Raw genomic sequence first — 19,424 nt, forward strand, 5'->3', positions numbered from 1 at the left:
TAAACAACCTGTGCTAGATAACAGGATGATAATTCGATAAGATAGTCACGTTGAACATTTTAGTAATAGAATAGGCCCCTTAATATAGTTAGGTTATACTTCAGAAATAAGGTTGGTTGAAACATCTTTGTAACATAATTGAAAGAATTTTGATAAGAACACCCATAAAATAAAAGGCTCTCACGAAATTTCTTAATAGCTGGAGGTGGTAAAGGTTGATCAGGAGTCTGTTTGATAAGAAAACTGACACCTCCCTCAATGAGCAAGTGACATTAGCACAAGCGGGAGACGAAGAAATTCGTAATCACCTTTTACAACAATATCAACCTTTTATCGCCAAAAATGTTTCTGAAGTATGTAAACGGTACATTGACCAACATAAGGATGATGAATTCAGCATAGGGCTGATGGCATTCAATGAAGCGATCGACTCCTTCTCCTCCAAAAAGGGGAGCTCATTCTTATCTTTTGCGCGCCTGGTCATTAAGCGCAAGGTGATTGATTTTATCCGGAATGAGCAGCGCCATTTGATGGCTGCTTCCCTTGATGAAGATTATGAGAATGAAGAACAGATGGAGAACCCATCTGAAATTACGGCCGCTAAAGAGCAATATGAACGCCAGACAGAAGCATGGTACCGACGGGAAGAGATCAAGGATTTTCAATTGAAGTTGAAGCAGTACAAGCTATCTTTCAAAGAACTTACCGAAGTATCTCCTCAGCACCGGGACGCCCGTGAATCAGCGATTCGGGTAGCCAGGGTAATTTATGGAGATGCAGAACTAAGGGAAAAAGTCTTGAAAAAGGGCAGACTGCCAATCAAAGATCTCGTTGGCCGTGTGGATGTCAGTAAGAAAACGCTGGAACGGAATCGGAAATTTATTCTGGCGATGGTTATCATTCTTAGTGAAGAATATGTGTACCTAAAAGACTATATTAAGGGGGTGGGGTTGTGAGAAAAGGAATTGTCATGGAACACCACCGTGGTTATACCATTGTTCTTACCGAGTTTGGTACTTTTCACAAAGCAAAACCACTGAATGATGTAGAAGTCGGAATGGAATCCCATTACGAGCTTCTGCCGGAAAGAAAGGGATCAGCTGGATTTTTTCTGTTGAAAAAGCAGCATGCCAAGCTGCGGATACTAGCAATGGCAACGGCAATTCTCCTTGCATTTTTACCTTTATATTCCTGGTATGACAGTAATAAAGCATATGCTTATGTGAATGTCGATATCAACCCAAGTGTTGAACTGGAAATTAATGAAGATAGACAGGTACTGAACATGATTCCCCATAATGAGGATGCAGCTAAACTGCTCGATGAATTTTCCTCATGGAAGCATAAAACTGCAGAAGAAGTGATTGTCCGGTTTGTAGAGCTTAGTGAAAAACAAGGGATGATGAATGAGCTTGACAGTGTCCTTGTAGGGGTCAGTTATTTGAACGAAGAGCTGGAATTTGATTTTACCGAAGAGATCGAAGATTATGTCGATGAACAATTAGCCACTTTAAGTGTAGCGGCTTTTGTTGTACCGGAAAGTATCCGTACCAAGGCGAAAGAAGTGAACAAGCCGGTCAACCAATATATGGCTGAAACAATATCGGCCGACAGTTCCACTGTTCAAGACGAGGATGTTTCCACCAGCGAGGTTCAACAGCTGGATGGGGAAGATAAAGATATTATTCAATCTTTTTATAAATCAGAAGAACCAAAGGACCCCGTGGAGAAAAAGGAAGAGGGGTCAAAGAACAAGCCGGTTAAAACTGAAAAAGCGAAACAAACAACTCCTCCTGGTCAGGAAAAACAGGATAGAGGCCAAAAGTCATCGCCTGTCGAGAAGAAGAACGATCATCCCGGCCAAGGAAAAGGGCTTGAAAAGGAAAAGCCTGAAAAAAATACAAATGAGAAAAAAGATAATCATACAAAAGGGAATGAACCTTCCAGTAAAGCTAACGACAAGGTGAAAGAAAAACAGGCACCTGGTCAAGAAAAAAAGAAGGGTCATTCTCCTTCTGGTGGAGATAAAAAGAAGAATAAAAACTCCTCTAAGGAATCAGGTCAGTATAAGACACCGCCTGGTCATATGAAAAAAGATACTGGTAAGGAAAAACAAGCACCTGGTCATAAGAAGAGAGATTCAAATAAAGACAAACAGCCACCAGGACAATCTAAAAAAGAGAATAAAAAATAAGCAAAACCGTAGGGATTAACCTGCGGTTTTGCTTATTGGTCCGGTTAAATCTGCGTATTTATTTTATAGAAAAGCTCCCAATTGCTGAAGACTCAGTTTCGAGACGTTAGGTAGCGATTATGGTGGCTGGGAAAACGGATCGCTTTCCGTGGGCTATAAAGATTAACTATATTCGTTTACCTTTTTTAACATGGATTTCAATGAACGTGAATAAATATTAACAGGACAAGCAAATACATATATCTATTTTTCTTGGAAAATAGTATACTGACATCAACTTGTAATATTTAGTATTTTTATGAAACTTTTAGTAGCCAGAGTCGTATAACAATTAGGATGAATGATTACACAAAATAGGGGGAGAAACATGAGCAACCAACGAAACAAGGGGACCGCTAAAGGAAGAGGCGGGATGAAAAACTGGATATTTATAGTGGTGACGGTTATCATTGTTGCGGGAATTGGCGCAACTGCTTTCGGTGTCATGAAGGATAAAGATCCAATGGCTCGTTATTTGACAGCGGAGCAGAATACCATCGAGAAACAGATGACTTTTCTGAAAAGTCAATCGGAACAAATGGAAGAATTGGAAGAATTGAAAGAGAAAATGACCGAAAGTGCTTATTACAGTTCTTCTACGGTAACAGCAGATTTTAATGTCGAGGAAGGGGCTCAGGAATTCGGTGCCATGCTCCCAATGATTAAAGGAATGGTTTCGTCCGCTAAATTAGAGACAGAGCATATGATGGATCCTGGTTCTAAAGAGACGTTCATGGCGTTAGACTTGCTGTTCCAAGGTCAAAGCCTGGGAAATGCAGAACTTTACCAGAACGAAAGTCAAGCAGCTTTAAAGGTTCCCTTTCTCTATGAAGACTATTTCACCTTACCAAACGATCAACTGGGTGAATTTTTGCGTAAGCACGGGGAAGAGGCGGCCGGTATGGAAGAACTGCCGAACCTGGCGGAATACCAATCTGCTACTTTGACAGCTGATGAATTGAATGAGATTGCAAAAGACTATACGACAACATTGCTCAAAGAACTGGACAAAGATCAATTCGAAATGGAAAACGGGGTACGTTATGAAAACGAAAAGTATGACAAAGTAACCCTGAACCTTTCGGAGAAAGAATCAAAAGATCTTATAAAAGTATTGTTAAATAAATTGAAAGATGATGAGCGTATTTGGAATTTGGTTGATGCACAAATGAAATTGAATATGGCTGCAGGGGATGTCGAGGATGGTAAATCCGTTGTAGAAGACTTGGAAAAAGAAGTAGATAATATTCAAATGCCAGATGGTTTCAAGCTGGAAGCCTATCTTGACGGGGATTTAGTTGCTTATCGGGATATCAATTTTACGATAAGTCATGCAGAAGCTGAGGAATCAGCTGCTATCTCATTCCATACGAATTATGAGGAAAAGGATGAAGCTTATACTTCTAAGGTAGCAATGGACGTTGTACCATCCAGTGAAGATGGAATATTCTCCTTCCGTCTGGATGAAAAGGGGGAAAAAGCCGAAGAAGCGCTTCATGTGGATCATGATATTTCCTTTTCGATGGAAGAGGAAGGCCAGCCCTCTACTATAGGAGTAACGCTTTCTTCTGTTCTGGAAGGGGCAAGCAGCGAAACAACTTTTGATATAATAATGGAAGGCGCCGCTTTTGCCGGGGGGCCCGTTCCTGAACTGAGTGGGTATATCAATACAGCTTCTGAATTAGATGGGGATAAGGCAAATCAAAACCTGGATGTTGGTATAGATTTCGCTATGGAGGACCCAATGACAGGCCCAGTCAGTGGTATGGTTGAACTTAATATCATTACCGATACCGAATTTACAGATGCATTGGATTTTCCTGACCTTGCAGAAACCGGCACAGTGAATGTAATGGAAGCAAGTGATCAGGAAATGGAATCAATTATGCAGGAAATAGAAATGAACCTGCAAAAATATTATATGGATATGTTCGGTAACTTTGGAGGGCTGGGAGCCTTTTAAAGAGTGAAGGAGGAACGGTCGTGCAAAGCATCTCGCTTTTTTTGCTAGAAATCAGAGCGGCTGCCAGACGGCCGCTCCTTCTTTTTTTGTGTGTATTTGCACCATATTTACTTTTAGGATTGTTAGGATATGGGGCAGCAGGGTTCCTGAATGGAGAGAATGAGCCGATTAAGGTTGCTGTAGTTGATGAGGACCAGACCTTTGAAACGAAGTCCCTGATCAACCAGCTGCAGGAAGACGAGACATTAAACGATCAATTACGTTTTATACCGGGAGAAATGAATGAAGTAACAAAAGGGATCCGTAACGGGGAATGGACAGGGGCCGTAATCATTCCAGCAGGGTTCACTGCTGATTTAAGAAACGGTACTAACACTCCAATGGAAGTATGGCTTAATGACAAACAACCGTTAGAGTCAGGTGTTGTGCAGTTATTAATGGACAGTGCAGCAAGTTACATATCTGCCGCGCAAAGTGGCGTCAATGCTGTTTATGAATCAGTAATAAAACCTATGGAAAATTCGGAAGAGCGGCAACAATTGATGCAGCAGGTCATCATTACTTTTACATTGGAGGCGCTCGATCGGAATGGTCTGTTTGTGACGGAAAACATAGAGCGAGGAGCATCTATTGGGTGGAAGAATCATGCTGCAATAGCTGCCTGGATGATGGGTTCGTGGGTGGCGCTTAGCTTATTCATTGCTTCCCGACAGTCGTTGCTGCACGGGGGCGTGAGGGATCGGCTGCAAGCCATGGATATAGGAAGAGGACGTATTTATCTTGTCCATGCCGCCTTATTCTTTATTTTTACTTTAATTGGGAATGAGATATTTTTCTTCAGTTATGGTTTCTATGTCGAAGAAGCACTGCAATCCTCTCAGTTGCTGCTTTTGTTTCATGCACTGGTACAAGCGGCTCTGGCAGCTTTTTTCCTTGCTGTTACCAGAAGAAAAGTGGAAGCTGCTTTATGGTATGCTGTCTTATCACTTCCTTTACTCTTGGCAAGCGGAGTGTTAATTCCACGCAGTTATTTGCCTGAGTGGCTGAGTCATGCGCAGGCTGTTTTACCTTGGCCTCATATCTATCAGGGGCTGCAGGATACATCCCCATTTTTCTTGCTTGTTCCCTCTGGGTGGGGACTGACACTGGTCCTTACAGGATGGCTGATTATTCGGAAGGTGGAGAAGCGCCATGGGTACCCAGCTTAGACTGCAATCTATCTGGTTGATGCAACGTTGGAGAAGCCTGTTATTTCTGATTTTCTTTCCATTCGTGTGTGTTGTTGGAGTTTATCCGTTTCTTTCTGCAACTCTATCGGGAAGTCAAATTCCAGTTGGATGGGTGGATAAGGATAATACGCAGTTTTCTTCACTCGTCTATGAGCGGCTTGGAGAAAATGAACACCTTAACCTGAAAAAACTCGATTTGGAGGAAGCAAAAAGGCTGGTACAGATCGGAGAGTTAGAGGCAGCTTTCCTTATGGATGCTGGTTTTGAAGAACAACTGAGAACCGGGGAAACTGAGGAGAAAATCCGTTGGCTTCGCTCTGAAGATTCCACATTCGACGCTTTTGCAAAAGAAAAAGTCGCTTCAGAAGTGACCCGTCTCCTCCTTAACAGTAAAGCCGCTCAATTCGCTGCGGAGTATCAGGGGGATTCGGTTTGGGAAGAAACGTTTACACAAGCGGATAGTTATTGGCAGCCAGAGCCACTTTTTCAAATGGATTTCCATTGGGTCAGCGGGCTTGAGAAGGAGAAAGAAACAATTCCTTTGGTGGTGCAGGGAGTGTTCTCCATTTTACTTGTTTATCTCATGGGGGCAGCTACTTATCTTTACTTACCACTATTCCATGATCGCCGCACAGGTTTATTGACGCGGATGAAGCTGACTAGTGGCCATGTCTATTCTTACTACGCCGTGTTGTTCCTGTTGTCGTTTAGCCTATTACTTGGTGTTACTTTTATAGTGCTTACACTGGTTACTTTCGTATTTCAAATTTCCTGGACTTTGCTGCTCCCCTCGCTGCTAAAAGTTGCAGGTGTCATCAGTATTGTCCATGCATGCTGGCTGGTGCTGGCAATATTCGTTAAAAATCACAGAGTATTTATCAGCATCACTGCTGTTATTATTGTGGTTTCCTTTCTTTTAGGAGGTATACCTTTAGAGAGTGTGGATAGTGTTTTTTTGGAAAAATGGCTGCCGCACGGATGGCTGTTCCATCAAATTTGGCTGGAGGGACTCGTATGATCCGATCAGAAGCGATTACTAAAAGTTATAAAAGAAAACCGATTCTTCATGATCTGACCTTTCATATTAAACCTGGGGAATCGCTTGGCATCATTGGCCCGAATGGAGCAGGTAAAACAACGTTATTGAAAGTGCTCGCTACGATTGAAAAGCCGACAAGCGGAACGTTGCTTTTTGAAGATCACCCTTACAGGAATCAGGTGAAAAATATTCGAAAACGCATAGGTTATATCTCCCAGGAAATCGCTTTGTTCGAAGGGTTGAAAGTGAAGGAGCAAATCAATTCCTGGTGTAAACTAAGTTCATCAGCAATTGATGATACTTACGTAGATAATATGCTGGAAGTATTACGACTCGATGAGGTGATGAACCAACGGACGAAGGATTTATCAGGAGGATGGAAGCGAAAACTCCATTTATGTATTGGGTTATTGCACAAGCCGGAAATTTGTCTATTAGACGAGCCTACGGCTGGAATAGATATCGCCGCCAAAGTTGAAATCATTGATTGGCTGAAAAAGTTGAATGAAGCTGGTGTAACACTCGTTTATATCAGTCATGATTGGTATGAGCTTACCAGGCTGAGTAAACGACTGTTATTGATGGATAAAGGGGAGCTTGTTTTTGATGGAGGGATGAAAGACTTGCTTCATTTTCCCGCCAACGACTATAGTGGGGAGCTGGCAAATATCGTCCGTGCCGGTAAGGAAACATTGGGCCATAATTAAGAGCCTGCTTGTGTGCAGGCTCTTTTTTTGGTATTAAAATGTTGGCAGGTTATCGAGGTTGTTGGTTGGATCTCCGTCTGCATCACTTCTTAGATGTTTATCTCCATCTTTACCTCGGAAGGTGTTCACATGCTCGATCTCCCCACTATCTGCCATCTGCTGGGCCTGCTTATAATCGACAACCTGGCCGGAAGACAGCTTCAGTTCTATGATATCCCCATCACCATTTTTTCTTACTGCCACTACTTGTTCAGCCATATAGATCGCCTCCTTAATCCTAGTTTGTACTCTTTTATGAATTTTATTAAGTTTAAGCTATATGGATTTGCTCGATACAATCAATTAATTGTTGCAAATAAAAAGCAGTTACGGAAACCTGTAAATGGGTAAAACTAGACAAAGGAATCCATTTTTCAGTAAGCTATATTATGACTAAAACGATTACCAGGAAAGGATAAAATTGCATGTCCAAACTTGATTTATCCCAATTTGAAAAGAAACTGGCGGTCAGGAATCTCCAGGATAAAGATATCGCTTCGATATTGAAATTGCAGTCGATCTGTTTTCCAAATATGGAACCATGGAAGCGGGAGCATTTGGAAAGCCACCTACGTCATTTCCCGGAAGGGCAGTTCGTCGTGGAATATGACGGAGAAATTATCGGGAGCTGTTCCAGTTTGATTGTCAATTTTGATGAATATGACGATAAGCATACATGGGATGATATTACTGATGAAGGGTATATCACGAATCATGATGATGAAGGCTACAATTTATATGGCATTGAGGTCATGGTCCACCCGGAATTCCGAGGGATGAAAATCGGCCGGCGCCTCTATGAAGCAAGGAAAGAACTGGCAAGACAACTTAATCTCAAAAGTATCATTATTGGCGGCAGAATCCCTAACTATCATAAATACGAACAGGAGATGTCGCCGCGGGAGTATGTAGAAGAAGTATTAAATAAAAGCATCTATGACCCGGTTCTAACGTTTCAGGTAATGAATGGGTTTACTGTCATGCGAATCAACCCGAACTACTTGCCGGATGATACACAGTCTTCCAAGTATGCTACTTTAATGGAGTGGAATAATGTTGATTATCGTGCCAGAACGAAGCGTCATTTTAAGACTAGCTACCCGGTCCGGATCATGGTCATTCAGTACATGATGAAGAATATCGATTCGTTTGAAGAATTTGCAAGACAGTGTGAATATTATGTAGATGTCGCGGCGGATTTTGGTTCTGACTTTGCTGTGTTCCCGGAAATTTTCACCACTCAGTTGATGTCCTTTCTTGAAGAAAAAGTCCCATCACAGGCGGTTCGCAGGTTATCGGAATTTACCGAAGATTATATTGAGCTGTTTACCCATTTGGCGGTGAAATACAACGTTAATATCATCGGCGGATCACATTTTGTAGAAGAGGACGACCATATTTATAATATTTCCTATCTGTTCCGCAGAGATGGTACGATAGAAAAACAGTATAAAATTCATGTCACTCCAAATGAGCGAAAGTGGTGGGGAATCCAGCCGGGAGATGCTGTAAAAGTATTCGATACGGACTGCGGTAAAATTGCCATTCAAATCTGTTATGATATCCAGTTCCCTGAACTCGCCCGCTATGCTGTCGATAAAGGAGCGAATATCATTTTTGTGCCGTTCTGTACGGATGACCGCCAAGGATATTTACGTGTCCGCTATTGTGCCCAGGCGCGTGCGGTTGAAAATCAAGTGTACACGGTTATTGCTGGGACAGTTGGCAACTTGACACAAGTAGAAAATATGGACATCCAGTATGCCCAGTCCGGGATTTTCACTCCGTCTGATTTTGAATTTGCAAGAGACGGCATTGTTGGCGAATGTAATGCCAATGTGGAAACCGTCGTTGTCGGTGATGTCGATTTGGAAATCTTAAGGCGACAGCGAAAATCAGGAACCGTACGACAACTCCATGATCGCAGAAGGGATTTATTTGATTTGGATTATAAATTAGACACCGTGGTGAAACCAGAACGTACGTAAAGAAAGGAAGATTCGATGTTAAAAGATCAGGTTGCCATTGTAACTGGATCCTCACGTGGAATAGGAAGAGAAGTGGCAAGGCAGTTGGCAGAAAAGGGTGTGAAACTTGCCATTCTCGGAAGTTCCCAGGATATACATGAGACAGCAGAAGGCTTAAAAGAAGAAGGTTATGAAAACATCCAGTCCTTTGTCGCAGATGTCAGTAAAGAAAATGACGTAGAACGTGTCGTTCAAGCGACAGAAAAAGCCTACGGGAAAATTGATATACTCATTAATAATGCTGGAATCGGGGCTTTTAAAAAAGTAGAAGATGTTACAGTTGAAGAATGGGAAAAAACGTTTTCCATCAATGTCCAGGGTGTCTTCCTTGCCACAAAAGCCGTCTTGCCGATCATGAAAAAACATCAATTCGGCACGATTATTACAGTAGCTTCAGATGTTTCCCGTTATACAATCCCTGAAGCGGGGTCCTTATATACGTCCACTAAGTATGCGGTACAAGGGTTCATGGGAGCAGTGGCACAGGAGGTCCGCGAAGAAGGTATTCGCATCGGAACCATTAATCCCGGTATGGTCGATACGTATTTTGCGAATAGTAAACAGGGACTTCCTGAAAAAGAAAAATGGCTTAAAGTGGAAGATATTGCCGAGTCGATCGTCTATATGGCAGGTGTGCCAAAACATATGCTAATTGACGAATTACATTTGCATCCACTGACACAAACCTACCCTAGACCATAAAAAAAGCAGCCCTCACAGGCTGCTTTTTTTATAAGAGGCTTTCGTCATAAAGGACTAAGCCAAGTTTTTTCTAATGTTAAACCGTCATGACAGGTGCTGTCGATACCATCGCATGGTCGATATAGGAGAGTAAATTTTCATGGGATTCCAGTACTTCTTTTTCCGTCGAGTGATAATGAAATGCGTGAAGGAAGACTTCAATTTTCTTCGATAAGAATTGGTCCTCCGTCCGTACCATCAAAATCAACAAGTCGTCCCATTGTCCCCAAAGCGTGTAATATAAAGCTTTGTCATAGTCACTGTAATGCATTGTTATTCCGCCCCTTTCTAAAGCGAAGGGTTGCTTTTATTATATCCGGGATTCTCTTCTATCTTCCTTGTTGATTGGTACTAAAAATGCCAACACTTAACGGAATGAAACGGTTTTACTGGCAGAAAATAAGGGTAATCCATTGAAAGGAGCAGATACTATGACAAGTCATAATGGAAGTAAAGGAAGCAAAAACCAAAGTTCACCCAAACGTACCGGTAAACTTCCAGGTGGAAAAATTAACGAAGAGTTCGGTAAAGAAATTGCTTCAGGAGACCAGAATAAAGGAAAAGAATACCGCTCTAAAAAAGGACCAAAAGCGAAAAAAACACATTGATTCCGCTGGTGTTACTCTGGGAGTTTTCCCGGAGTAACCAGCTTAATTTATGGTATAATCATTTTGATTACATCCGTGTTGGGGAGGAGCTGAGTCAGCCATGGAAATGGAGAGAGCAAAACAACTATTTACGGGAATGGACAGGAAAGACCAATTGTATTTTGCAAATGTCTGGGGAATTGCTGTGTTTGGGTTATTCCTGTTATTCACTTTTACAGTAGCCGGCACTGATACAGCTTTACGTGTCATGGTGATATTGACGGAAATATTTGGTGTTGTGACATTAGCTGCGGGGATTGCCGGGATTATTTATTTTACAGGCGAACGGCGCTGGTTTTCAATTGCAGTTGTATCTTTTTTGAGTGTCTGGGCAATCTTTGCGATCGGTTATGAGATTGGGCTTGGTGAGCCAATGAGCAATTACTGGCTATTATTCATTACATATTATATATTCCTGATTGCTTCTGTAGTATTTATAAGACTTTCCTATTCGAGGATAGATAATGTATTAAAAGTCGTTCCGGCAGTATTCCTGTTTATAAATGCCTTGCTGACTTTGTACATGGTCTTTTTGAATATGTGGTGGGGGCTGACAGCCTGACTGTACAAGGTGGAGGATGTTTCCTCCATCTTTTTTTAAGTCTCATTTCCTCGGTGATTTTCTCTTTTGAAAAAGCAAATTATAATTAAAAAATTCACCGGTATATTTTCCTTTTTTTATGGAAAGATAATCAACGATATCTAACCATAAGAAGGAGGAAACAGGAAATGAAAATAAAAGCAATTGCACTTGGACTGCTTGCGACTTCTGCGCTGGTTGCCTGCCAGGCTAATGATGAAGGAGCTCGAAACGATAACCTGAACGATGGAATTGAAAACACTCAGTTTGAAAGAGACGGGGAAGACATGGCAAACCGTGACAATATGAATGTCAATGATCGTGATGACAATCGCAACAATAACTATGAGGTTGCCGAACAGGCAGCAGAAACCATCGCTGATCAGGTGGAGGGTGTCAAGCGCGCCATCGTATTGACTACTAATAATAATGCTTATGTTGCTGTTTTTATGGATGCTCAGGATGCAAAGAACAACAACGCTGACCTGGGGAACCAGATGAATAACGCTGAAGGTGTGAGAGACGATGGTGGAATGGATATTGGTCAGAACGAAAACGGTGATGTAAGTGATGAAATGAAGAAAAAAATCGCTGATATCGTGAAGAACCAAAATAATGACATTGATAACGTTTATGTATCCGCTAATGCTGATTTTGCTGAATTGACCGATAACTATGTCAATGATGTAGATAACGGAGAGCCGGTTGAAGGTTTCTTCCGTCAATTCGGTGAAATGGTCGATCGTATCTTCCCGGATGCAGAATAATTACGAAACAGGCTGTTTGAAACAGCCTGTTTTTAATTGGGAAAAACTCTCTGTTCTTATGGGGCATGTGAATAAAGTAAGCGTGCAAAATATAAGCAGGGGAGGTGATTGAGAATGGCTCAAGATGTACTTTGTGAAGTAAATAACTGTGTGTATAACGTAGAAGGTAACCGGTGCAGTGCATCAGAAATTTATGTAGTCAGTCATGCTGGAAAACAAGCGGAAGATCAAAAAGAAACCGACTGTAAGACATTTGAACCGAAATCTCATTGATAAGGAAAGCGTCCTTGTACGGGACGCTTTTTTGGTAATTCATAACTAACAGAGCAATAATGTTAAAGAAATGTAAAATATATTGTTTTTACTTGCAAATATAAGCATATACTTATATAGTGATTTTTATCGGAGGTGGAGCAATGGAAAGAACAATGGTGGACATTGAGCGAGCAACAACTGCGCTAAAGCTCCTCGGTGACAAAACCCGATTGACAATTATTGGACTTCTTCGAGGTAATGAATGCTGCGTCTGTGAATTTGTCGAGATTTTACAAATGAGCCAGCCTGCAATCAGTCAGCACCTTAGAAAGCTTCGGGATGCAGGGCTTGTTCAGGAAGAACGCAAAGGTCACTGGATTTTTTATAAATTGAATGAGAATAGTGATATCTTTCCACTAGTAGTAAGTGTTCTGGAACATATCCCGGACCAAAAAGAAAAGTTAGAAGCATTAGAGAAATCTGGTAAACGGATAAAATGTGATTGACAGGAGGAATAGTTTTTGGCTTCCGTATTATTAGCTACGATTATATTTATCATTACGCTTGTCCTGGTCATCTGGCAGCCGAAAGGGCTTGGCATTGGCTGGACAGCGGTAGGAGGAGCAATTCTTGCGCTGCTCGTCGGCGTTGTGGACTTTAATGACGTCGTGACGGTGACAGGAATTGTTTGGAATGCAACCTTAGCATTTATTGCTATCATTATTATTTCTTTGATATTAGACGAAATCGGATTCTTTGAATGGTCCGCACTTCATATGGCGCGCATCGCTAGAGGAAACGGAGTACGGATGTTTGTATATGTCACCTTGCTCGGTGCAATTGTTGCCGCATTATTCGCCAATGACGGAGCAGCATTGATTCTTACACCAATCGTTCTTGCAATGGTGCGTAATTTGAATTTCAAGGAAACCATGATTCTGCCGTTCATTATGGCCAGTGGGTTCATCGCTGATACGACTTCTTTGCCTTTAGTAGTGAGCAACCTTGTTAATATCGTATCGGCAGACTTTTTTAATATCGGTTTCGCTGAATATGCCTCTCGTATGATCATACCTAACTTCTTTTCTTTAGGGGCAAGTATCCTGGTATTGTATTTATTTTTCCGAAAGGATATCCCGGCTAATTACGATGTGGATCAATTGAAAAAACCGGCAGAGGCCATCAAAGACCATAAAATGTTCCGACTTTCCTGGAGCGTATTAGGTGTCTTGCTGGTTGGGTATTTTGCCAGTGAATTCATCGGGATTCCCGTATCGATTATTGCTGGTATCGTCGCTATTTTCTTCCTGGTTATGGCACGAAGAAGTCCAGCTGTGGAAACGGCAAAAGTTGTGAAAGAAGCACCATGGGCAATTGTGTTCTTTTCCATCGGGATGTATGTGGTAGTGTATGGACTTCGGAACGTTGGCTTAACTGATGTCCTGGCTAATGTCATACAGGCGACTGCGGATACTGGTCTGTTCGCAGCTACCATTTCAATGGGCTTCATTGCGGCTATCTTATCATCCATCATGAACAATATGCCGACGGTCATGATTGACGCCCTTGCGATCGCAGATACAAATACCAGTGGTACAATCAGGGAAGCATTGATTTACGCGAATGTCATCGGTTCTGACTTAGGACCGAAAATTACACCAATTGGTTCACTTGCTACCTTATTATGGCTCCATGTGCTTTCTTTAAAAGGTGTAAAAATTTCGTGGGGCTACTATTTCAAGGTGGGGGTTATTTTGACTGTCCCAACCCTTTTCATTACGTTAGTCGGTTTATATCTATGGCTATTATTAATATAAATTTTGTTAACAAAGGAGAATCATTATGTCTAAAAAGCCAGTCATTTATTTCTTATGTACAGGAAACTCTTGCCGCAGCCAAATGGCGGACGGTTTCGGAAAGAAGTACCTGGGTGATCAGTATAAAGTATTATCAGCAGGGATCGAAGCCCATGGTTTGAACCCGAATGCAGTGAAAGCAATGAAGGAAGTTGATATTGATATCAGCGATCATACCTCTGATATTATTGATAACGATATCCTGAACAATGCCGCTTATGCTATTACCTTGTGTGGGGATGCAAATGATAAGTGTCCCATGACTCTACCGCATGTGACACGTTATCACTGGGGATTTGATGACCCAGCTAAAGCTGAAGGCACCGAAGAGGAGAAATGGGCGGTCTTCCAGCGGGTCCGTGATGAAATTGAAGCACGCATCAAACGTTTTGCCGAAGAAGGAGAATAAACAAAGCTGGATCCGGGGTGCTTTTTTGAACTTTCGCAGGACACGGGGGCAAGTTGAGTTTTTAAAGGAGAATGGCTTAACATGTTTTGAAAATATCCAGCTTGGTTAATAGTTATAATGGAACCAAAACAAGCAGTTCAGTAAAAGTGTACAGTTGTTGGGCATACTATCAACTAACCAAGCAATTGTTAGGAGGAATAACGAATGGCACATAAAGCGATCATTTTAGGAACTGGGCCTTCCGGGTTGACGGCTGCTGTCTACCTGGCTCGTGCGAATATGGAACCATTGGTCATCGAGGGACCGGAACCAGGCGGACAATTGACATTGACGACAGAAGTAGAGAACTATCCCGGCTTCCCGGATGGCATCATGGGACCGGAACTGATGGATAATATGAAAAAACAAGCCCAGCGTTTTGGAGCAACTTTCGAGCGTGGCTGGGTGACAGATGTGGATACGTCAGAACGTCCATTCAAGCTTTCTGTAGACGGACTTGGACAATTGGAAGCTGAGACCGTAATTGTCTCCACCGGGGCTTCAGCAAAAATGCTCGGCATTCCAGGAGAAAAAGAGAATATGGGGAAAGGTGTCAGTACATGTGCTACGTGTGACGGCTTCTTTTTCCGGGATAAAAAAGTATTGATTGTCGGGGGCGGGGATTCTGCAATGGAAGAATCCAATTTCCTGACGAAGTTCGCAAGTGAAGTGAATGTCGTACACCGCCGACATGAACTCCGTGCTTCTAAGATCATGCAGGATCGGGCGAAAAACAATGAAAAAATCACATGGAGTCTGAACAAGACACCAGTGGAGGTTATCTCTGATGGTATGAAAGTGTCCGGCCTTAAAGTGAAGGATAATGATACCGGACAAGAGGAAGTTATTGAAGCGGACGGCATTTTCATTGCAATTGGGCATAATCCGAACACGGAATTTTTAAAGGGGCAAGTCGATACCGATGAAAACGGCTATATCCAGGTGACCCCAGGTACGACAAACACAAATATTCCTGGTCTGTTCGCCTGTGGAGATGTGCAGGACAACAAATACCGCCAAGCGGTTACAGCTGCAGGTACAGGGTGTATGGCAGCTATGGATGCCGAGAAGTATCTGGAAGGCGAAGTGACCATCGACTGGAGTCAAAACTTATCTTCCTGATAAATAAACATAAAACCGATCAGCGCCTATGCTGATCGGTTTTTATATGTGGTGTTATGTTATTTCTTAAGGGTTTCATCCAGACGAAAGGCGGTCATTAAACCAGCAAAGAATGGCAACAATGCCACAAGACCGATTGACCAGCTGACACCTAGCATATCTGCAATGATTCCTGCTAACAATGCCCCAAAGGCGTAGCCGCTATCCCGCCAAAAGCGGTAAACTCCCATGGAAGTGGCACGCCAGTCTGGATGAGCAACATCACTGATCGAGGCCATAATCGTTGGATAGACCATTGCTGTTCCGAGTCCCAATAATAAAGCACCAGTGAGCCACATCGGATAGGTGTTAACAAGTAAAATCAGCCAAAGGGACAAGGCCTGCAGCCACATGCCAGACGTTATCAGCCACTTTCGTCCGATGCGGTCACTAAGCACGCCCGTGAATAACTGGAAGAATCCCCAGGCTGCTGGATAAACAGCGACTACCGTTCCAATTTGACCGACAGACAAACCACCAGCAGAGAAGAATATCGGAAACAGCCCCCAAGCCATTCCGTCTTTTAAATTGGTAGTCAGGCCGGCAAAACTGCCGCTTGCCAGGTTTTTATTTTTCCATGTAGTCCGGTTGAATACTTCTTTTGTGGAGAGATTTTCCGCCAGTTGTTGTGTTTCATTTTCAGCCTGGGCTTTTACGTGTTTATCTGTATTTTTTACAAAGAGCGATAAAATAAAACCGATAATGACGATAGCAATTCCAATATAAAAAGGTTCCGGGCTTAACGAATAGGTGGAAGCTACATAACCTGAAATTGCTGCCATCAACGCCACACCGATATAACCCGCGAACTCGTTGAAACCAACAGCTAATCCGCGCTGGGTCGGCTTGGCAAGGTCTACCTTCATATTAACCGTCATCGACCATGTTAATGCCTGGTTAATTCCCAGAAGCACATTGGCAAAAACGATGACCCACCAGGCTTGCGCAAAAATGACAAGCAAGGGAACGGATAAACCAATAGCCCATCCGAGAAGAAGGACGTGCTTTCTGCCAATTCGATCGGCAAGGTTCCCTGCGAAGAAATTTACGATTGCTTTTGAAAACCCAAAACTAATAATAAATGAAAGAGCAACACTTGTAGATGCCAGGCCAAACTGTTCTTCGCCAATGATGGGCAGGATCGTTCGCTCTAACCCGACCATCGAGCCGACAAACAGGTTGATAACAACTAATAGCGAGAATTGGAGGATGTTTTCTTTTACACCCACCTGTATTTTATTTGAAGTGTCATCCATATTTTTCACCTCTCGAAACTTAAATTTGATAGTCCTCATCAGGGTTTGAAGAACTCATTTATTTGTAAACTCATTGGAACTTTAATGGAATTGTCTTTCATGAAATTGGTTCCACTCATGGATCCCTGCTTCCAATCGGGATGCATGGTACCCTTTTGATTGAAGAAGCTCAACGGCTTCGGTAGCGTAAACGCAATAAGGACCACGACAATAAGCGACTACCTCTTTGCCCTTTGGAATTTTTTTAAGGTGTTCATTCAATTCATCGATAGGAATGGAGATAGCCCCCTCCAGGTGCCCGCTAAGATACTCTGCTTTGGGTCTGACATCGATGAGCACATAGTTATCTTCTTCTTTACGATTCTCCCACTCTTCCAGCTCCATCGTTTCTAAAGAATCGTCTCTGACGATAAATTCTTCCCGCAGGATGTTTATATCAGCAATCTGCTCTTCCGCGATGGATTTAATGGTAAATAACAAATCAACAACCTTAGGATTGGCTAATTGATAAATCACAAAGTTTTTCTCTTTATGGTAACGAACCAGCCGGGCATCCAATAGAGCCTGTAAATGTTTAGATGTATTAGCGATAGACATTTTTGTTTCCCTGGACAGTGTCTCAACGGACTTTGGTGACTGCGACAGCAAATCCAACAATTCTATTCGTTTCGGACTGGACAAGACCTTGCCAATGCGCGTGAATTCACTATATATCGTATCTTTAAAAGCTCTTGCGTCCATCAATTTCACCTCTCATTAACTATTCAACTGATTAGTTGAATATTAACATATTATAATATTTTTCGTAAACAGGAAAGAATTTATTCTTTTTCTGGCATCTTTCATCAACTATACGGGCTCCTCATACATTAGAAGTAATACCATATAAGGGGGAGAACTAATTGAAATCTGAGGAGCAACAGTTACTGCATAGAGCGATAAGTGAAATAACTGAAATCGCAGAGGGTTTCGGGCTCGACTTCTACCCGATGCGTTATGAAATTTGTCCAGCGGATATCATTTATACATTTGGTGCTTACGGTATGCCGACGCGCTTTTCCCATTGGAGCTTTGGGAAACAATACCACAAAATGAAACTTCAGTATGATTTAGGGTTAAGTAAAATTTATGAGTTAGTCATCAACTCCAACCCTTGTTATGCATTTTTGCTGAATTCCAACAGTCTGATTCAAAATAAATTGATTGTTGCTCATGTATTGGCACACTGTGATTTTTTCAAAAATAATGTTCGTTTCCAGAATACGAACCGAGATATGGTGGAAAGTATGTCAGCAACAGCCGAACGTATATCAGCATATGAAAAGAAATATGGTAAGAAAGAAGTGGAAGATTTTCTAAATGCAATACTGGCTATCCAGGAACATATTGATCCATCCTTGGTGCGGCCCAAATTAGAGTGGACGTGGCAGGATGTGGAAGAAGTGGAAGAGGATGATGAACCAGCATCAAAGCCGACACCTTATGATGATTTATGGAAGCTCAGTGAATCCTCAGACAAAAGCATAAAGCCTGAGAGAAGAACCAAAAGAAAATTACCACCTAGGCCAGAGAAAGATATCTTGCTATTCATCGAACAGTACAGCAGGGAATTAGAGCCGTGGCAGCGTGATGTGCTGACCATGATGAGGCAGGAAATGTTATATTTCTGGCCACAGCTCGAAACGAAGATCATGAATGAAGGCTGGGCTTCTTACTGGCACGCTCGAATCCTGCGGGAAATGGATCTTACCAGTAGTGAAGCGGTTGAGTTTGCAAAATTGAATGCAGGCGTCGTGCAGCCATCACGAACACAAATTAACCCATATTATTTAGGATTAAAGATCTTTGAAGATATTGAAGAACGCTATGATAATCCAACGGAAGAGATGAAAAAGCGAGGGGTAGAACCAGGATCAGGCCGCGAAAAAATGTTTGAGGTTCGTGAAATCGAGTCAGATATTTCTTTCATCCGAAATTATCTAACCAAAGATTTGTGCCGAAACGAGGATTTGTATCTGTTCCAAAAGCAGGGAAAGGACTATAAGATTTCCGATAAGGATTATGAAGCAGTAAGAGACCAGCTGGTAACCATGCGTGTAAATGGCGGATTCCCATATATCACGGTCAATGACGGCGATTTCTTGAAAAACGGGGAACTATATCTGAAGCATCATTATGAAGATGTCGAGCTTGATCTTGAATATTTGGAACGGACCCTGCCATACATTTATCAGCTATGGGGGCGTCCAGTCCACATGGAAACGGTAGTCGAAAAGAAAGATGTACTGTTCAGTTACAGTGGCAAGAAGGTGCAGAAAAAGTTTTTATAACAGAAATTAACCCCGTAGCGGACTATTTCGCTAGGGGGTTGTTTTTTTATACGAAGGGTGAATGCTAAAGCCCTGACGGAATCCTGTTTCCTGGGTTTTTGTATTGGAGAGTATTGAGGTATACTAATTCCATATCAAAAAGGAGG

Annotated in this window: 21 protein-coding genes; 17 read left to right on the forward strand and 4 right to left on the reverse strand. The window is 42.2% G+C overall.

Annotated features, from left to right (window positions below):
* Nucleotides 1-215 precede the first annotated feature (215 nt).
* From sigI to B9Y67_RS11215, 6 genes are all read left to right on the forward strand, one after another.
* A complete protein-coding gene (sigI, locus tag B9Y67_RS11190; RefSeq protein WP_085506811.1) occupies nt 216-956 on the forward strand; it encodes an RNA polymerase sigma factor SigI in 741 nt (246 codons plus the stop codon).
* The gene (locus B9Y67_RS11195; protein ID WP_085506812.1) at nt 953-2,194 is read left to right on the forward strand and encodes an anti-sigma-I factor RsgI family protein; all 1,242 of its coding nucleotides are present in this window, start codon (nt 953-955) and stop codon (nt 2,192-2,194) included. Before sigI ends, B9Y67_RS11195 begins: the two co-directional genes overlap by 4 nt.
* A 367-nt stretch (nt 2,195-2,561) precedes the next feature.
* A complete protein-coding gene (locus B9Y67_RS11200) occupies nt 2,562-4,196 on the forward strand; it encodes a DUF6583 family protein (protein ID WP_085506813.1) in 1,635 nt (544 codons plus the stop codon).
* Between the two features lie 41 nt (nt 4,197-4,237).
* On the forward strand, nt 4,238-5,404 hold the full coding sequence (locus B9Y67_RS11205) for an ABC transporter permease (RefSeq protein ID WP_176223975.1): 1,167 nt from the start codon (nt 4,238-4,240) through the stop codon (nt 5,402-5,404).
* Nucleotides 5,388-6,443 carry an ABC transporter permease gene (locus tag B9Y67_RS11210; RefSeq protein WP_085506815.1) on the forward strand — a complete coding sequence of 352 codons (1,056 nt, stop codon included), beginning with the start codon at nt 5,388-5,390 and terminating at the stop codon, nt 6,441-6,443. The genes B9Y67_RS11205 and B9Y67_RS11210 overlap by 17 nt, the downstream gene beginning before the upstream one ends.
* Entirely contained in the window at nt 6,440-7,171 is a 732-nt protein-coding gene (locus B9Y67_RS11215) for an ABC transporter ATP-binding protein (RefSeq protein ID WP_176223976.1), read from the forward strand. The genes B9Y67_RS11210 and B9Y67_RS11215 overlap by 4 nt, the downstream gene beginning before the upstream one ends.
* 33 nt (nt 7,172-7,204) lie before the next feature.
* On the opposite strand, the gene B9Y67_RS11220 is transcribed toward B9Y67_RS11215, so the two are convergent.
* Entirely contained in the window at nt 7,205-7,429 is a 225-nt protein-coding gene (locus tag B9Y67_RS11220; protein ID WP_085506817.1) for a DUF3892 domain-containing protein, read from the reverse strand.
* A gap of 206 nt (nt 7,430-7,635) precedes the next feature.
* On the opposite strand from B9Y67_RS11220, the gene B9Y67_RS11225 reads away from it, so the two are divergent.
* Complete coding sequence (locus B9Y67_RS11225; RefSeq protein WP_085506818.1) at nt 7,636-9,198, forward strand: bifunctional GNAT family N-acetyltransferase/carbon-nitrogen hydrolase family protein; 1,563 nt, start codon at nt 7,636-7,638, stop codon at nt 9,196-9,198.
* 15 nt (nt 9,199-9,213) lie between these two features.
* The gene (locus B9Y67_RS11230) at nt 9,214-9,939 is read left to right on the forward strand and encodes an SDR family oxidoreductase (protein ID WP_085506819.1); all 726 of its coding nucleotides are present in this window, start codon (nt 9,214-9,216) and stop codon (nt 9,937-9,939) included.
* A gap of 76 nt (nt 9,940-10,015) precedes the next feature.
* Here the strand turns inward: B9Y67_RS11230 and B9Y67_RS11235 are convergent, their stop codons facing one another.
* Nucleotides 10,016-10,249 (reverse strand): YhdB family protein, encoded by a 234-nt coding sequence (locus B9Y67_RS11235; protein ID WP_085506820.1) that lies wholly within the window; start codon nt 10,247-10,249, stop codon nt 10,016-10,018.
* A 160-nt stretch (nt 10,250-10,409) separates the two neighbouring features.
* Between B9Y67_RS11235 and B9Y67_RS11240 the strand changes: the two genes are divergently transcribed.
* From B9Y67_RS11240 to trxB, 8 genes are all read left to right on the forward strand, one after another.
* The gene (locus B9Y67_RS11240) at nt 10,410-10,586 is read left to right on the forward strand and encodes an imidazoleglycerol-phosphate dehydratase (RefSeq protein WP_085506821.1); all 177 of its coding nucleotides are present in this window, start codon (nt 10,410-10,412) and stop codon (nt 10,584-10,586) included.
* Nucleotides 10,587-10,686: 100 nt separating this feature from the next.
* A complete protein-coding gene (locus tag B9Y67_RS11245; protein ID WP_085506822.1) occupies nt 10,687-11,187 on the forward strand; it encodes a hypothetical protein in 501 nt (166 codons plus the stop codon).
* A gap of 167 nt (nt 11,188-11,354) precedes the next feature.
* A complete protein-coding gene (locus B9Y67_RS11250) occupies nt 11,355-11,972 on the forward strand; it encodes a YhcN/YlaJ family sporulation lipoprotein (protein ID WP_085506823.1) in 618 nt (205 codons plus the stop codon).
* 114 nt (nt 11,973-12,086) lie between these two features.
* Complete coding sequence (locus tag B9Y67_RS11255) at nt 12,087-12,245, forward strand: DUF1540 domain-containing protein (RefSeq protein WP_085506824.1); 159 nt, start codon at nt 12,087-12,089, stop codon at nt 12,243-12,245.
* Nucleotides 12,246-12,388: 143 nt separating this feature from the next.
* Nucleotides 12,389-12,733, forward strand: coding sequence for an ArsR/SmtB family transcription factor (locus B9Y67_RS11260; protein ID WP_085506825.1), 345 nt, complete (start codon nt 12,389-12,391; stop codon nt 12,731-12,733).
* A 15-nt stretch (nt 12,734-12,748) separates the two neighbouring features.
* The gene (locus B9Y67_RS11265; RefSeq protein WP_085506826.1) at nt 12,749-14,044 is read left to right on the forward strand and encodes an arsenic transporter; all 1,296 of its coding nucleotides are present in this window, start codon (nt 12,749-12,751) and stop codon (nt 14,042-14,044) included.
* Nucleotides 14,045-14,069: 25 nt separating this feature from the next.
* Complete coding sequence (gene arsC / locus B9Y67_RS11270; RefSeq protein ID WP_085506827.1) at nt 14,070-14,492, forward strand: arsenate reductase (thioredoxin); 423 nt, start codon at nt 14,070-14,072, stop codon at nt 14,490-14,492.
* Between the two features lie 204 nt (nt 14,493-14,696).
* Nucleotides 14,697-15,653: a thioredoxin-disulfide reductase gene (gene trxB / locus B9Y67_RS11275; RefSeq protein ID WP_085506828.1), complete on the forward strand. Its 957-nt coding sequence runs from the start codon at nt 14,697-14,699 to the stop codon at nt 15,651-15,653.
* Between the two features lie 59 nt (nt 15,654-15,712).
* On the opposite strand, the gene B9Y67_RS11280 is transcribed toward trxB, so the two are convergent.
* Complete coding sequence (locus B9Y67_RS11280) at nt 15,713-16,948, reverse strand: MFS transporter (protein WP_085506829.1); 1,236 nt, start codon at nt 16,946-16,948, stop codon at nt 15,713-15,715.
* A gap of 81 nt (nt 16,949-17,029) precedes the next feature.
* Nucleotides 17,030-17,689 carry a metalloregulator ArsR/SmtB family transcription factor gene (locus B9Y67_RS11285; protein ID WP_085506830.1) on the reverse strand — a complete coding sequence of 220 codons (660 nt, stop codon included), beginning with the start codon at nt 17,687-17,689 and terminating at the stop codon, nt 17,030-17,032.
* 161 nt (nt 17,690-17,850) lie between these two features.
* On the opposite strand from B9Y67_RS11285, the gene B9Y67_RS11290 reads away from it, so the two are divergent.
* The gene (locus tag B9Y67_RS11290) at nt 17,851-19,278 is read left to right on the forward strand and encodes a SpoVR family protein (protein ID WP_085506831.1); all 1,428 of its coding nucleotides are present in this window, start codon (nt 17,851-17,853) and stop codon (nt 19,276-19,278) included.
* Nucleotides 19,279-19,424 lie beyond the last annotated feature (146 nt).

Source organism: Thalassobacillus devorans (genome assembly GCF_900176565.1).
GTDB lineage: Bacteria > Bacillota > Bacilli > Bacillales > Halobacillaceae > Thalassobacillus > Thalassobacillus devorans_A.